The sequence below is a fragment of the Pseudomonas graminis genome (assembly GCF_900111735.1).
GTDB lineage: Bacteria > Pseudomonadota > Gammaproteobacteria > Pseudomonadales > Pseudomonadaceae > Aquipseudomonas > Aquipseudomonas graminis.
In genome coordinates, this window is record NZ_FOHW01000016.1 from 32,815 (window position 1) to 47,178 (window position 14,364).

Here is a 14,364-nt window from a genome sequence, read left to right on the forward strand (position 1 = left end):
AAAGCCCGTCGGAGGCGTGGAGGTTATGGTTGTAATCCAATCGTACGCAGAGGCTACAAACGCGTCAATTGACGTCTGAGTTGGCCAGCAACGGAAAAGCAAATGCACTAACCCGCTAAGACTCAGCGTTAGGCGGGAGATGTCGTGTACCACCAAAATCCCTATAATTGCCGCGGGTTTCCTCGATTAAGCTTGCCTAGTTCGACGGTTCGCCTGAAATGCATTTGCTGGGTATTTTTGAGGTCATTTCTGACTTTTATGGTTTTGGAGGGGAGGAAACGCACGGTGCCTTACCCCTTGAACCTTGTCGTATATCGCCGACATTTTCGTTTGTGCAGCTGCGCAGGGCGGGGGGCAACGGAACAGCGCATACACTTGAAGCCTAGAGCCTGGCCGCCAACCACGAGTTGTCTCGCTGGTGTAGAAGACGGTACGCGAATTATTTCCTTCACCTCTGCCGTTGCGGGATTCTCGACCGATGGGCTCTTGAGAAACTCAGTAAAGTTTCGAGCTTTGGAATCTGAGGGTGACCGTAGCCTTCTGGGGGGCGGATGTTCGAACACCAGCATCTGGAAAGCTTGAAGCTAAATGTCAGAATCTGCCCCTGGAACAGCGCCGATGTGGCATGGCTAAACAGAATATCCTTGTGCTGAACGAAGCCTCTACTGAACTGGAATAGAAAATCGCGGGTTTAAGCCCGATTGTTTACCCCATTGTGGTTATCAGCTGAGAAGTGACGCGTTCCATATCGTGCGTTCGCACGGGTATGGTTATTGATGGATAGTCATAATCTCTAAATCGCAATATAACGTGCTGGAAGTGCTTCCTTGAGGTTATGGCGGTGGCCCATTCTGTGATTTGTAACCGTCCGGGCAAGTCATCTAGCGTAGCTGGCTCTATTGTTTTACGAGATTGCGCAACGATAAAGCTCAGCCCTCAATGTCGATCAGGGACTGCCGGGCATCATCACCCCAGTCAGACCCGATCAAAGCACTTTCTCGTGCTATCAACAATTGAAACGTTTGAGATTCCTTTCAAGCGTTGCTGGATAACTTAAACTTGCCGACTACGCTGCGAAGTTCATTAGCGAGCAATGAAAGCTCGTCAGCCGTTACGGCGTTGTCCTCTACGCCTTCCATGACGATTAAGCTGCTGTTTCGAATGCCGATGACGTTGCGATTGATATCCTCTGAGACCGAATGTTGCTGCACCGCCGCACTTGCAATCTGAGTGTTCATGCCCACAATTCCGTCTACTGCTTCATTGATCTGGTTCAGGCTGCCAGACGCTTGGCTCGCTGCCTGAATGCATTCCCTAGCTCGGGTTTGCCCAGCTTTCATCTGTTGAACAGCGGCATCAGTAGCGCCTTGCAACTGTTGGATGATCCGTCGAATTTCTTCTGTGGAGTTTTGTGTGCGCGAGGCCAGAGTCCGCACTTCGTCAGCCACGACCGCGAAACCACGGCCTTGCTCGCCAGCTCGCGCCGCCTCGATGGCCGCGTTAAGGGCCAGCAGGTTAGTCTGATCCGCGATGGTACTGATGACCTCGATGACACCACCGATTTCTTTGCTGTGTGTCGCTAACGCTTCGACTTTGCTTGCACTGAGCTCCACTTCGTTGGCCAACGTCTCAATAGCGGCACTTGTTTCAATCATAACTTTCAAGCCGTCGTTAGACGCACTGCTTGCAGATTCAGCGGCACGTGCTGCGCCCTCGGTATTCTGGGCCACGTCGGCAACGCTCGCGGTCATTTCGTTGATGGCAGTAGCAACCTGCTCGGTTTCAGCCTGTTGTGAGTTCATTGAGGCTTTGGCTTGGCCTATGGAGATCTCTAGTCGCTTTGCCGCATCTGAGACTGAATGCGAGCTACGCTCCACCTGGCTCAGTGAGCCAGAGAAGGCCGTTACCATGCGGTTAAGTCCCTCGCCTACATCACCGATTTCATCGTGGCTGTTGATTCGGACGCGCGCGCTCAGATCGCCTTGAGCAATACGTGCCGTCACAGCTAGGAGCTCATCAACCCCAATCCGCAGGGCCTTGTAGATGCCGACGAACGCATAGAGCAGCAGTATCGCAATGGCGATAAATAGCTCAGTGCCGAAAGTACGCTCATTACTCAGTGTATTCAGACGCTCATCAATTCGAATTCGCAGCGATTCCTGCATCTGATCCTGAGCTTTGTAAAACTGAGCAACGACGGCGTTTCCACGCTCGCCCAAGGTGTTGGCATTCACGTTTGAGCGCTTGCTCGGATCAAGGTAGTCCACCAGGTCTTTACGCAGATTTTCCAGGTCGGTAATGGCTGTTGTTACAGACGGCTGAACTACACCATATAATTTCGGCTCTTCTCGGCGAAGCAGGGAAAGGCTCTGCTGCAACTCTTGACGCATTAGCAGCTCCTGTTTCAACAAAGTCTGGGCAAAAATACGAGTGGTGTCGTCCAGAGGACGGTCAGCGCTAAAACCGCTGGCCAGACCGCGAATCTGTCCGACCAGATTTATTTGCCGAGGCAGACGTATAGAGCTTAGATCGATGAGGTACAACGAACCTGCATCTTCGTCCAAAATCATGCCGGAAGTGGCCGTAATGTAGTAAACGAAATTCATTAGGTCGGTTAACTGGTCGTTCCACGCGGAAAAGATCACCAAAGGTGCTTCGCCTGCTTTGGCGCGTTCAACCAGCTGCACACTAGCGGTACGCAACGTCTGAACTCGGTCTGTCGTTGCCAGTTGGGTGCTAAATTTTGCGTCCTGCGCAGCAAGAGTCGCATAGGCATCGTTAAGCTTTTCAGCATTGCGTGCTGCATTGGCTACTGCGTTGGTGTCACCGCTGAGCATGCCGTGTGTCAGCGCCCTCTGAATCATGGTTAGACGCAGGATAGGGGTGACGTCCAACAAGTATTGTTGACCCACCTGTTCATGCTTGATGCCCGTGATGCTCGTGTTCAGTGAAAGCATCGCCCGGGTGCCTAGCAGGAGCAGAGGAATCAGGACAATAAATCCCAAAATTGCGAATTTCATGGGGAATCGAACACGGTTGGTAACGAACAGGGCAGGCGCTAATAAATTCATCGGGTTCTCGATCACTCAAGGTCTGTGAGTGCTTTCTTAGGCGTTAAAAAGTGCCCATCTCTCATTTATGGTTATGAGGTAATGAAAGCATTCCAAGAGATCTTCCTCAAAAGCCGCTTACTCTCCTTTGTTACAGGATCGAATTGCCGCGCTTCTCTTGGTACGAAAACTATCGGCTGAACCGGGCGAAGCTGTAGGGAGGAATGCATGGATAACCAGCATAAAGGCTAAGTAGACCGGTAATGGCACCAGTTGGAGGTGCGTCCGGGCATCCCGTCTTGCGCAACTAAACCGGTCGCCACCTATGCGGTAGTAGCTCCGCAATCTCACTTGCCCGCTGCGTCGGCAGGCGCGTGAGGACGTCCTTCAAATAAGCATACGGATCATGGCCGTTGAGTCGCGCCGATTGGATCAAACTCATGATCGCCGCTGCACGTTTACCGCTGCGTAACGATCCCGCGAACAGCCAGTTCGAACGCCCAAGAGCCCACGGCCGGATTTGATTCTCGCACCAGTTATTATCGATGGGCACGGCACCGTCATCGAGATAGCGCGTCAGCGCTATCCAGCGTTTGAGACTGTAATCCAGCGCCTTGGCGATGGCCGAACCCTCAGGCACAAGCTGTCTTTGGGCGATCATCCAGGTATGAAGTGCGTCGGCGATTGGCGCTGCTTTTTCCTGCCGTATTCGCTGCCGATCACCCGGCTCCAGCTCTCGGACTTCTCGTTCAGCTTCGTACAAGGCCGCGATGTAGTTCAGCGCTTTTTCGGCGACCTGGCTCTTGTTGGTCACGTGCAAGTCGAAGAACTTCCGGCGGGCATGGGCCATGCAGCCGATCTCCGTAACGCCCAGTTCAAAGCCTGCCTTGTAGCCGGCAAAGTCATCGCAGACCAGCTTGCCGTTCCAACTGCCCAAGAAGGCTCGGGCATGTTCGCCAGCGCGGCTCGGGCTGAAGTCGTAAACGACCGCCGCCAGGTTGGAGAACTGACTGGTGGCATAGGCCCAGACGTAAGCGCGATGAGTTTTTTTCGCACCAGGCGTCAGCATTTGTACCGGCGTCTCGTCGGCGTGAACGACGTCGTGCGTCAGCACGGCTTCGCGCAGCGCATCAACCAGCGGCTGTAATTGCACGCCGCAGTTGCCCACCCACTGCGCCAAGGTCGAACGGGCGATGGGCAGCCCGGCGCGGCCGAAGATTTTCTCTTGGCGATACAGCGGCAGATGGTCGGCAAACTTGGCCACCATGATGTGGGCCAGCAGGCCTGCGGTCGGGACGCCTTTGTCGATGACGTGCGCCGGTACCGGCGCCTGGATCAGTGTTTCGCACTGTTCGCAGGCCCACTTTCCACGGATGTGGCGTTCGACTGTGAACACGCCGGGCGTGTAGTCGAGCTTTTCGCTGGCGTCTTCGCCGATGCGCTTGAGTGCGCAGCCGCACTGGCAGTGGCTGTTGTCCGGTTCGTGATGGATCAGTGTGCGAGGAAACTGCGGTGGCAGCGGTGCGCGCTTGGGTTGCTGGCGCACTTTGGCTTCGACAGGTGCCGGTTGCAGCGCCTCAAACTCGGCTTCGATAGCGGCGATATCCGTATCGATCAAGTCGTCGAGCAGGCTGGCTTGATCCGGGCTCAACTGCTCGCTGCGCTTGGCAAACTTGAAGCGTTTGAGCAGCGCGATCTCGTGGGCCAGCTTCTCGTTGACCGATTTGTGATGAGTGATTTGCTTGTCCATCGTCTCGACGCGCTGGATCAACTGCGCCGCCAAGGCACGCAGTTCTTCAGGGTTTAATTGATCGAGATTCGGATGCGAAGTCATGCCGCCGATTTTGCCAGAGAGGGCTAGTGGCGGCGATAGACTGATGGGCCAATTGCGCTGGCAAGCAGGCCATGGCAGGCGAATTAGAGCACCGTGATGGCTCCTCCGGAACCGACGCGTTGCCAAGGCAAGCCGAGCACCAAGGCTTGAAGTTGCTCTGCATCCAACTCGACTTCAGAGCCGTGCCGCACGCCCGGCCAAAAAAAACGTCCTTGATTCAAGCGCCGGGCAGCAAGCCAAATCCCCAAGCCATCATGCACCAGCACTTTCATGCGATTGGCACGACGGTTGGCAAACAGATAAGCACAGTGCGGCTTCGCCGCACCGAACACCGCCACGACCCGCGCCAGCGCAGTTTCAGTGCCTGCGCGCATGTCCATGGGCTCGGTGGCAAGCCAGATGGAGTCGATGCGGATCATCGCAGCAGGTCTCGCAGGAAAGCAGAACACGCCGCTGCATTTTCTGCCGGCCAACTCACCACGACTACGCCTTTTGAATGCGGCACTTCGATTCGGATCGTGGCAGGAAGGGCCTGATGCATCGGCACCGGCGGCGATGTCTTGACCGGGATGAAGGCGGTTTGAAGTGTCAGGTTTTTCTGTGCATGCACCCGAATCCATTTATGGACGAGGTTTGCATTGAGGTTGTGGGTCAAGGCGACATTGGCAATTGAAGTGTCAGGTTGGGCGCACTCAGCAATGACCTGGGCCTTGAAGGACTTGGAATAGGAACGGCGTTCTTGTGGCATGGGCGTCCGCTTAAAAAGGCTAAAAATGGTGTCCACCTATATTTGGGTGGACACCATCGCCTCAAGCGACGGTGTCAGGAAGGTGTGTTGCCCGGACGGTTACGGAAATCCGGCTCTCTGATATCAAGCAATTTCATGCTCAAAGTGAATCCGCCAGCGAGCGGAAAGTGACTCTTGCGGGGGAAGAGAAATGATTGAACATCACCAAGATCGCCTGACAGCTTTGCAACTCTATTTTCCTGGCGCTAGCCGGGCTCGCGTGACCAGCTTCTGGCACCACCTAAGCGCACCTGCACTAGCCCAGCACCTCCTTAAAGTTGCTCAAAAAGCAAGAATTGAGCAGGTCATGCTCAAGACGATTTCTGCAGGTTATTTGCCAGGCCATCGCATCTCCCATCATCACCCGGAGCTTGGCGATATGCGTCATCCCCAGTGTCTGGAATTGCTAGATACAGAGGACAAGCTGCGCGCATACCTGCGCGACCACGCTGACGAGTTACGCAAGGTGCGAGCAGTTCTTCTCTTATGTGAGTTACCGCTCACTGACGCGTCGTAATTCAGTTTGAAAACAGCTCGGAAATGAAGAGGTAAGGCCGACCGAAGCGTCGGTCACTCGCGACATTAGAGGATGTAGCTATGAACGGCTTTCAACTGACGTTTTTCACCGAACAGAGTACCAACTACCAGCACCTTCCACTGGGAGAGTGGTTGGTCGAGTTCGCCAAGCGAGAGGGCGCGTTGGGTGCGACGTTGGTGAGCGGTACAGAGGGGCTAGATCATTTGGGGCATTTGCATACGGCGCATTTCCTCGGCGGTGCCGACCATCCCGTCACGGTGACTATATCCACTGATGAAATTGGGTGCGACAGGTTGCTGGAGGCATTGGCCAAGGAGTCGTTTTCACTGAGCTATATCAAATTGCCCATCGAATACGGTCGAGTGGGCCAGGCGAAAAACTAAAAAACGCACCTTGTTGGACAACCGATAAAAAGGATAAACGCCATGTACCGAGTTTATAACCTACGTCCACAGCCAGCCCCCGCTAACTGGGCTCATGACAACAGGCAGCTCCTCGTAGGACTGGTTTTTTGGTCGCTTTTTCTGGCGGGCATCGCAGACAATCAAAAGATTTCGAGCGAGGGGTGGTACGTCGTCACCCCGCTCGAAGGCGCATTAGTCACGATGCGTATGCCCAGTGAAAAGTCCTGCAAGGCCGACGTAGCCCAGACCTGCGTACCGGGCTACGAGCTGAGAGCACAGCAACATTGAGCGCGATGGCGGTTGGCAATCCAAAGATGAGATCGCGAAATGGAGCTCACCGACGTCGGCTCATCAAAATCATTTTAGAGAATTGGGAGACCACATGAGCGCAGTGACGCTGAGCATCGTATTCGGGCTTGTGATGGGCAGGTTTTTCACAGGATCCGTCTATGAGTTCGCCGCGCTTTTCATCGTAAGCGTTGGAGTGTCCTTGCTGACCTTTCATCTGCTAAATCAAAGGCGCGTCAGGCTACAAGCCCAGACGGCGTATTGCTGCTCTGTAATGGTTGCTTCAAACCAAATGATGGAGCTTTTCCAGATGGCAAAAAGAGGGCAGTTCATGCCCTTGGTGGGAGAGATTCCTGAACTAATTATTGGAGGCTTCTTGGTTCCCGCAATTGCGGTGTCGGCAGTGCAGCTGTTCAGGATACTCATGGAGAGCTGACGTCCGACATAGAGGCCTCTCAACGGATTCAAATGGTTAATGACGCTCCCGAATCGTTACTTGGAGAAGATCAATGAAAACGCAAATCCAGGCCATTCATGCACGTGAAATTCTCGATTCACGCGGTAACCCTACCGTTGAAGTCGACGTCACCTTGGAGTGCGGCGCCATGGGCCGGGCTTCAGTACCGTCCGGTGCCTCTACAGGCGCTCACGAAGCAGTTGAGTTGCGTGACAAAGATACACAGCGGTACTCCGGCAAGGGAGTGTTAAAGGCCGTTAGCAATGTGAATACCGAAATACTTGAGTCTCTGAGGGGCATGAATGCGATTGACCAGGAACAAATTGATCATTTGATGATTAAGCTGGATGGAACCTCTGATAAATCCAGGCTTGGAGGAAACGCGATCTTGGGCGTGAGCCTCGCCGTTGCCAGAGCGGCGGCTTCTGCGCTGAACTTGCCCTTGTTCCAATATCTGGGCGGCGAGCAAGCAGCAAGAATGCCCGTCCCGATGTTCAATATTCTCAATGGCGGTGTTCACGCCAACTGGCAAGGCCCTGACTTTCAGGAATTCATGATTGCACCTACAGGGGCTGGCAGTTTCAAGGAAGCCTTGCGATGGGGCTCCGAGGTGTACCACGAGCTGAAAGCGGTGCTTAAGGACGCCGGCTATTCAACAGCGGTCGGAGATGAGGGCGGCTTTGCGCCGGCACTCAAGAAAAACTCAGACGCCATTGAGCTGATCATCAAGGCAATCGAGAGGGCTGGTTACACCCCTGGATCTCAGATCGAGATCGCTATCGATCCAGCATCCAGCGGCTTCTATGAAAACGGCCTTTACCATCTGCGCTCTGAGGGTCGTAAGGTCGATGCTCAAGAGCTGATTAATCTCTATTCCTCCTGGGTCGACAAGTATCCGATTGCGGTACTGGAAGATGGACTCGCGGAAGACGATTGGTCAGGCTGGAAGCTGTTGAATGCAGCTCTGGGTGACCGGATCGAGTTGGTTGGAGATGACCTATTTGTCACCAATGTCGAACGGATTCAGCGAGGCATCACAGAAAACGTCGCCAATGCCGTATTGATCAAACCTAATCAAATCGGAACGCTGACTGAGACCAAAGCCGCCATCGAAATGGCCTATGGGGCAAATTGGGGGGCGATGGTTTCTCATCGTAGCGGGGAGACGGTGGACAGCTCCATCGCTGATCTGACTGTCGCGATGGGGACTGGCCATCTCAAGACAGGAGCTCCATGCCGGGGGGAGCGGGTCGAGAAATACAATCAGTTTCTGCGAATAGAAGAGGATCTTGGCAGCCGTGCGTTTTATGCAGGACATGATGCATTCGTGCGCTGACGGCCTATCGCCGGTAAACCTGTTGGACTGGTTACCGTAAAAAAACGAACCACGTATAGCTGTTGGCAAAAACGTCAGTGGCATTGGCCTTTCCTAGACGCTTGGAGATATGAGCATGAGCTACACGGATATTCCAGCTGGTAACGCGATCCCCGATGACTTCTTCACCGTTATCGAGATTCCTGCAAACCACTCGCCGATCAAGTACGAGGTGGACAAGCCAAGTGGACAGATCTTCGTTGATCGCTTCCTCAGCACGCCGATGTTCTACCCGGCTAACTACGGGTTCATTCCAAATACCTTGAGCGATGACGGCGATCCTTTGGACGTCCTCGTGATTTGCCCTTACCCGGTATCACCTGGCGTTGTCATCCGCAGTCGCCCAGTAGGTGTGATGTACATGACGGACGAAGCTGGTGCGGATGCCAAGGTAATCGCAGTGCCTCATGAAAAACTCAGCTCTATGTACAGCAATGTAAAGGAATGCTCTGACCTCCCTGCGTTACTCCTCGCACAGATTCAGCACTTCTTCGAAAACTACAAAGCGTTAGAGCCGGGTAAGTGGGTGAAAATGGGCCGCTGGGGGAGCGCAGACGAAGCGCGGGAAGATATTCGTAAATCGGTAGCGGCCTATAACCTGAAGAAGGAGGCTTCCAAGTAGTGTTACTCAATCAGAAAAGCGCAGAGCAGGAAATTTCTCTTAAGGTAAGAGAAGACTTTTTGCTGCTGCCGAAAACTGCTGAATTGACGCGCTGGGTAATGGCCCAGTCCACGGGCGAAAGAACATTACCGTATTTCGATCCACTGGATGGCGGCGTCTTCGCAAGGGTATTGATCTTGTTGGAATCGCCCGCTCGAACGGTCAGTCTTCCACGGTATGTCTCAAGAGACAATCCGGGGCCTGCACAACGCAACCTGAAAGGTTTCATTGAGCAGGTTGGACTGGCACGTCACAAAACCGTCCTTTGGAATTTGTACCCTTGGTTACCAGATCTCGATAAGCCCAAGGGTCCGCTCCGCAGAGCGCAAATTGAGGAAGGTATCGAGATGCTGATCACGCTACTGACGCTTTTCCCTGATCTCGTCACTATCGTGTTTGCCGGACGTGTTGCCCAGAAAGCCATACCGCGTGTTCGGCTCGCCTTCCCTAATTTTTCATTGCTGGAAATGCCACACCCAAGCCCCCTTTCCGTTTGCACTCACCCGAATGTTAGGCAGCGCATTTTGTCCACACTGCGTCACGCCAAACAGTCGATCAAGTAGCCAAAGGCTCAGGTTTTGCTCGCCTTGCTCAGCGAGTGGATACACGGCGAGACGAACAAGTTGCCGCGATAGGCACCAGCCAGGGTTTTAGCCGCGACGATCATCCACATGACAGTCAGCATCAACACCAGCACCACGCCAAAGAAGCTAAAGAACGTGAGGTGCAGCATAGAGCCCAATTTGAGGGTTGTTACGGCGTACACTCCCAGCGGAAAGGTGAAGCCCCACCAGCCGAGGTTGAAGGGAATGCCCTCCCTGAAGTAGCGCCCGGTAATTAGCAGCGCCAATACCATCCACCACAATCCCAGCCCCCAGAACAGCACACCACCGATCAAGCCAATGCCCTCGGCTACGCCGCCGATGCTTGCCATTCCATGGGCAGCAAAGATTGCTGGAGCATCGTTGCCCAGCAGCAACATCCCCAAAGCCCCGGTACCGATCGGCCCTAAAGACAGCCAGCTCGATGCTGCCATGCTTTCATGAGGTAGTTTGTGCAGAGCCATGCGCAGTAACAGGATCACCAGTATGCTCAAGGCGACGGGCACCGAGTAGGCCCACAGCACGTAGCTGGTGATGAGCATGGTGAACTGTGCGCTCGCATCAGCGAGGTGCGGAGCCAATAGACCGCCACTGGCGGCAGCCACCTCAGCCGCAACTACTGGCAGCAGCCATACCGCTGTCATCTGATCAATGCTGTGCTGCTGGCGAGTAAACATCATATACGGGATCAGCACCCCGCAGGCCAATGCCATGGTGACATCGATCCACCACAACACTTCGGCTAAAGCGACTACCCCACCCCCCCAGCGTGGCAAACCATAAAGGAGAAAACCGTTGATGATGGTCGCCAATCCCATGGGGATAGTTCCAAAAAACATCGATACAGTGGAGTGGCCGAAGATCTGTTTGGCCTCATCGAAGAACAATACCCAACGGCTCGCGTACATCAGCGTAAACAGGCAAAACAGCACGATATTAAAAAACCACAAGGCTTCCCCTAACGCTTTGGGCCACTGCGCAACAAAGGGCAGTTGGCCCAGAGCCAGCGCCAGAATCCCGGTGCCCATCGTGGCGGCGAACCAGTTGGGTGTGAACTGCCGGATCGCTTCTCGTGGATTGGACAAAGCCGCCAGTGGATGGCTGCCGCCCATTATAGCTGCGAGTCGTGTCTCACTCATTTTCGCGCTCCCGCTTCAGTGTGCCTTCGATATGACATGGTTGAAGTATAGCTTGATGGGAATAGCGGTAAAAACGGATAGTATAGGTTTATATGACCTATAAAGAAGGTAGATTACATGAAGCTAAGCCTACGCCAGCTACAAATTTTCTGCGCCGTCGCGCAGCACGGTAGCACCACCAGCGCCGCCATTTCGGTGTCACTGTCCCAATCTGCAACCAGCGCCGCACTGAACGAGTTGGAAAGCGCCTTGGATACCAGGCTGTTCGACCGTGTAGGCAAGCGTTTAGTGCTGAACGATAACGGCCATGCCTTACTGCCTCAAGCCAGAAGGATGCTTGAGAATGCACAACAGATAGAGGCCAGTTTCTTACCCGGCCATGCCGGGCTGAAGACACGCTTGCGGGTAGGATGCAGTACCACGATAGGCAATTATGTTCTGCCATTGATTCTCGGTGAGCTACGTCAATCAACACCACATTTGAGGGTCGATGTCGACATGGCCAACAGCATGGCTATCGCAAGAAGAGTCGCTGATTTCGAGATTGATATGGGCCTGATCGAGGGGCCTTGCCACCTGCCCGAACTCAGTGCCGAGCCTTGGCTAATTGATGAGTTGCTTATTGCCGCAGGCCAACGGCACCCCTTGGCACTAAAGCAGCAGGTCACACTTGATGATCTTCGTACCGCTGAATGGCTACTGCGCGAGCCAGGTTCTGGTACCCGTGAAGAAGTCGAACAATTGCTGCTGCGTCATTTGCACGATCTCGCCGAAACGCGCCAGATCGGCAGTTCAGAGGCCATCAAGCATACCCTCGCACAAGGCATCGGCATCAGTTGCCTGTCCCGCTGGGTCGTTCGGGATCTACTGGCCTCTGAAGTCTTGGTTGAACTGCCGCACGCGTTGCCTGCACTGACCCGACGTTTTTTTCTGATCCGTCACCGGGACAGATACATCTCGCCTGGGCTTGAGCGATTCTGGGAAAAATGCAGTCAATTCGTGAGCCAAGAGTAGCTAGACCTATTTATAAAACAGGTAAGAGCTACCAAAACAAGTTGTTTCCGGAATTTATCAACGACGCATAAAGTCAACTCATTGCCCTGCAGCGATGAACGAGTTGTATATGCCAAGGCGCGACTGGGTGCCTTGCTTACCCTATGAGGAAATTCTGATGAATGTGATAAAGAAAACCGTCACAGCCCTGACGTTGGGTGTTGCGTTGGCCGCATCGATGAGCGCGTGGGCCGCGCAAGATCGCTGGACGTTTGACGGCGATATTCACAACAACTCGCTGGCCGTCAGCCCTGATGAAACGACGGCGGTGGTCTCTTACAGTCAGCGTCCAGATGTAGTGGTTTATGATTTGAAAACCGGTAAGGTTCGCCAGGTTCTCACCGGCTACGTCACGCCGCGAAATATTGTGTTTTCGCCAACTGGCGATGTGTTCTACCTCTCCGACAGCAGTTTGGGGGTCGTGCGCAAGATTGACACCAAGACTTTAAAAGTGATCGCAGATATTCCGTTGGGCGCAGGTGCTTTTGGTACCACACTCAGCAAGGACGGAAGCCTGCTCTACGTCAACAATGAAGCGGCCAGCACGCTGTCGGTCATTGACCTTGATCACCAGCGGCCAGTAGCTGTGGTACCTGGCTTCTCCCAACCGCGCCAGGGCATCCGAGTAAGTCCTGACGGCAAAACCGTCTATGTCACCAACTTTCTTGGGGACAAAATTACCTTGGTCGACAGCAAGACCAATACGATTGAAGGTGAGATCACTGGCTTCAACAAGTTGCGCGCCATCTCCATATCGGCGGACGGCAATACGCTGTACGCGGCTAACAGCGGCAGTAACAGCATCGCAGTTGTCGACACTCAAAAACGCGCCATCACAACCACCGTCATTGTTGGCAAAGACCCCTACGGCGCAGCCCTCACTCCAGACGGGCTGCACGTCTACTCGGGTAACCTCGGTGACAACAGCCTTTCAGTGATCGACACCAAAACGCTGAAAGTGACCACCACTGTGACCGGTTTGAAGGCACCCCGCCAGGCCATTGTCTTCACCAAAGACAAGTCGAAGGCGTATGTCCTCAATGAGGACTTGAGTATCTCCACAGTCGATCTCGCCAGCAACAAGGTGGTGTCGACGCTCAAGGCCGACTGATTGAACAGCGCAGGCCTTCATGGGGGCCTGCTGATACTCCACGACCAAGTGAATAATAATGAGTGAAAATGATGAGTCCTGGATGATGGATCGCCGTCGCTCATTGAGATGAGCCAATGATGCTTGACCGTGAGCGTCGCTTTGCTCAATTGAGGAAGGCACAGGGTCCGGGGGGGGGGGAGAGCCCAGCATTCCAGCAAAAAATGATATCGGGACGTTTTTTCTATGGAGTCGAATTAACCTGTTTGTGGCTCGTCTATTGTCTGATCGCTTGCCGTTTCAGAGGCAGGTGGGTCTTCTAAAAATTAAAAATGACCAAAGGAAATACATATGTTCAAAAAGATGATTCTCACCGTCGCTGTTGCCGCCAGCTGCATGTCGGGTTTGGCGCTCGCCGATGCGCCAGTCAAGCTTGCTGAAACGGACAAGGGAAAAGTACTCGTAGACGCAAAAGGTATGACTCTTTATACCTTCGGTAAGGACACCTCGGGCAAGTCGGTCTGCAATGGGCCATGCGCTTCAAACTGGCCACCTCTACCGGTATCCGCAGACGCGAAAGCGGGTCATGATTACTCTGTCATCACTCGAGACGATGGCACAAAACAATGGGCATACAAAGGCATGCCACTTTACAGCTGGGTCAAAGATACCAAGCCAGGGGATACAACCGGTGACGGCGTCAACCAAGTCTGGCACGTTGCCAAGCCGTAACGTCAAATAATTAATAGGCTGGCTTACGCCACTGGCTTTGTCAGTGGCGCAAACCAGAAGAATACACACCTGATATTTTCGCCAACATACAGCCGCCGCGCCTCATAAATCTTTGATGGATCATTTCAACGAAAAATGGGGCCGAGGTACGGTACACCTTGGACGTATTCCCGTAACGCCAGCCTGAGGATTTCGTTTGGCCGGGAGTCTGTGACGATGCGCATGGTGGTTCCATCCAGCCGCTAGTGGACCGATATTCTGAGGCAACGCCAATTAGAACGGTAGGGCATCGTAAATATGCGGGCGAAGGTCTGCTTATGGCCGATTTTTGCCTGTCACGACTGACTGAAATCG

General features: G+C 53.8%; 15 protein-coding genes and 1 pseudogene. 10 read left to right on the forward strand and 6 right to left on the reverse strand.

What is annotated here, in order from left to right:
* Window positions 1–1,034: 1,034 nt before the first annotated feature.
* The 5 genes and pseudogenes from BMY98_RS28115 to tnpA all read right to left on the reverse strand — a co-directional run bounded on the left by BMY98_RS28115 (window position 1,035) and on the right by tnpA (window position 5,632).
* On the reverse strand, window positions 1,035–1,910 hold the full coding sequence (locus tag BMY98_RS28115) for a methyl-accepting chemotaxis protein (protein ID WP_373605084.1): 876 nt from the start codon (window positions 1,908–1,910) through the stop codon (window positions 1,035–1,037).
* A pseudogene (locus tag BMY98_RS28120) lies at window positions 1,911–3,071 on the reverse strand (HAMP domain-containing protein); the annotation flags it as partial. It abuts the gene before it with no gap.
* Window positions 3,072–3,357: 286 nt separating this feature from the next.
* Window positions 3,358–4,884 (reverse strand): IS66-like element ISPsy43 family transposase, encoded by a 1,527-nt coding sequence (locus BMY98_RS13730; protein ID WP_003317542.1) that lies wholly within the window; start codon window positions 4,882–4,884, stop codon window positions 3,358–3,360.
* 83 nt (window positions 4,885–4,967) lie between these two features.
* Complete coding sequence (gene tnpB / locus BMY98_RS27640; protein WP_017279403.1) at window positions 4,968–5,303, reverse strand: IS66 family insertion sequence element accessory protein TnpB; 336 nt, start codon at window positions 5,301–5,303, stop codon at window positions 4,968–4,970.
* Entirely contained in the window at window positions 5,300–5,632 is a 333-nt protein-coding gene (gene tnpA / locus BMY98_RS13740) for an IS66-like element accessory protein TnpA (protein ID WP_003317539.1), read from the reverse strand. Before tnpA ends, tnpB begins: the two co-directional genes overlap by 4 nt.
* Window positions 5,633–5,822: 190 nt before the next feature.
* Here tnpA and BMY98_RS13745 point away from each other — a divergent pair, with 190 nt between their 5' ends.
* The 7 genes from BMY98_RS13745 to BMY98_RS13775 all read left to right on the forward strand — a co-directional run bounded on the left by BMY98_RS13745 (window position 5,823) and on the right by BMY98_RS13775 (window position 9,957).
* Window positions 5,823–6,188 carry a hypothetical protein gene (locus tag BMY98_RS13745; protein ID WP_003317538.1) on the forward strand — a complete coding sequence of 122 codons (366 nt, stop codon included), beginning with the start codon at window positions 5,823–5,825 and terminating at the stop codon, window positions 6,186–6,188.
* An 80-nt stretch (window positions 6,189–6,268) separates the two neighbouring features.
* On the forward strand, window positions 6,269–6,592 hold the full coding sequence (locus BMY98_RS13750; RefSeq protein ID WP_003425060.1) for a DUF190 domain-containing protein: 324 nt from the start codon (window positions 6,269–6,271) through the stop codon (window positions 6,590–6,592).
* A 42-nt stretch (window positions 6,593–6,634) separates the two neighbouring features.
* The gene (locus BMY98_RS13755; RefSeq protein ID WP_003317536.1) at window positions 6,635–6,901 is read left to right on the forward strand and encodes a hypothetical protein; all 267 of its coding nucleotides are present in this window, start codon (window positions 6,635–6,637) and stop codon (window positions 6,899–6,901) included.
* A gap of 94 nt (window positions 6,902–6,995) precedes the next feature.
* Window positions 6,996–7,337 (forward strand): hypothetical protein, encoded by a 342-nt coding sequence (locus BMY98_RS27305; RefSeq protein ID WP_003317535.1) that lies wholly within the window; start codon window positions 6,996–6,998, stop codon window positions 7,335–7,337.
* Between the two features lie 73 nt (window positions 7,338–7,410).
* Window positions 7,411–8,694, forward strand: a complete 1,284-nt coding sequence (gene eno, locus BMY98_RS13765) for a phosphopyruvate hydratase (protein WP_003317534.1) — start codon at window positions 7,411–7,413, stop codon at window positions 8,692–8,694.
* 115 nt (window positions 8,695–8,809) lie between these two features.
* A complete protein-coding gene (gene ppa / locus BMY98_RS13770; RefSeq protein ID WP_003317533.1) occupies window positions 8,810–9,355 on the forward strand; it encodes an inorganic diphosphatase in 546 nt (181 codons plus the stop codon).
* On the forward strand, window positions 9,355–9,957 hold the full coding sequence (locus BMY98_RS13775; RefSeq protein ID WP_003317532.1) for a uracil-DNA glycosylase: 603 nt from the start codon (window positions 9,355–9,357) through the stop codon (window positions 9,955–9,957). Before ppa ends, BMY98_RS13775 begins: the two co-directional genes overlap by 1 nt.
* Window positions 9,958–9,965: 8 nt before the next feature.
* Here the strand turns inward: BMY98_RS13775 and BMY98_RS13780 are convergent, their stop codons facing one another.
* Complete coding sequence (locus BMY98_RS13780; RefSeq protein WP_010428856.1) at window positions 9,966–11,135, reverse strand: TDT family transporter; 1,170 nt, start codon at window positions 11,133–11,135, stop codon at window positions 9,966–9,968.
* Between the two features lie 117 nt (window positions 11,136–11,252).
* On the opposite strand from BMY98_RS13780, the gene BMY98_RS13785 reads away from it, so the two are divergent.
* From BMY98_RS13785 to BMY98_RS13795, 3 genes are all read left to right on the forward strand, one after another.
* Window positions 11,253–12,149: a LysR family transcriptional regulator gene (locus BMY98_RS13785; RefSeq protein ID WP_074890062.1), complete on the forward strand. Its 897-nt coding sequence runs from the start codon at window positions 11,253–11,255 to the stop codon at window positions 12,147–12,149.
* A 157-nt stretch (window positions 12,150–12,306) separates the two neighbouring features.
* Window positions 12,307–13,299, forward strand: a complete 993-nt coding sequence (locus tag BMY98_RS13790; RefSeq protein ID WP_003317529.1) for a beta-propeller fold lactonase family protein — start codon at window positions 12,307–12,309, stop codon at window positions 13,297–13,299.
* Between the two features lie 330 nt (window positions 13,300–13,629).
* Window positions 13,630–14,010 (forward strand): COG4315 family predicted lipoprotein, encoded by a 381-nt coding sequence (locus BMY98_RS13795; protein ID WP_003317528.1) that lies wholly within the window; start codon window positions 13,630–13,632, stop codon window positions 14,008–14,010.
* Window positions 14,011–14,364: the final 354 nt, after the last annotated feature.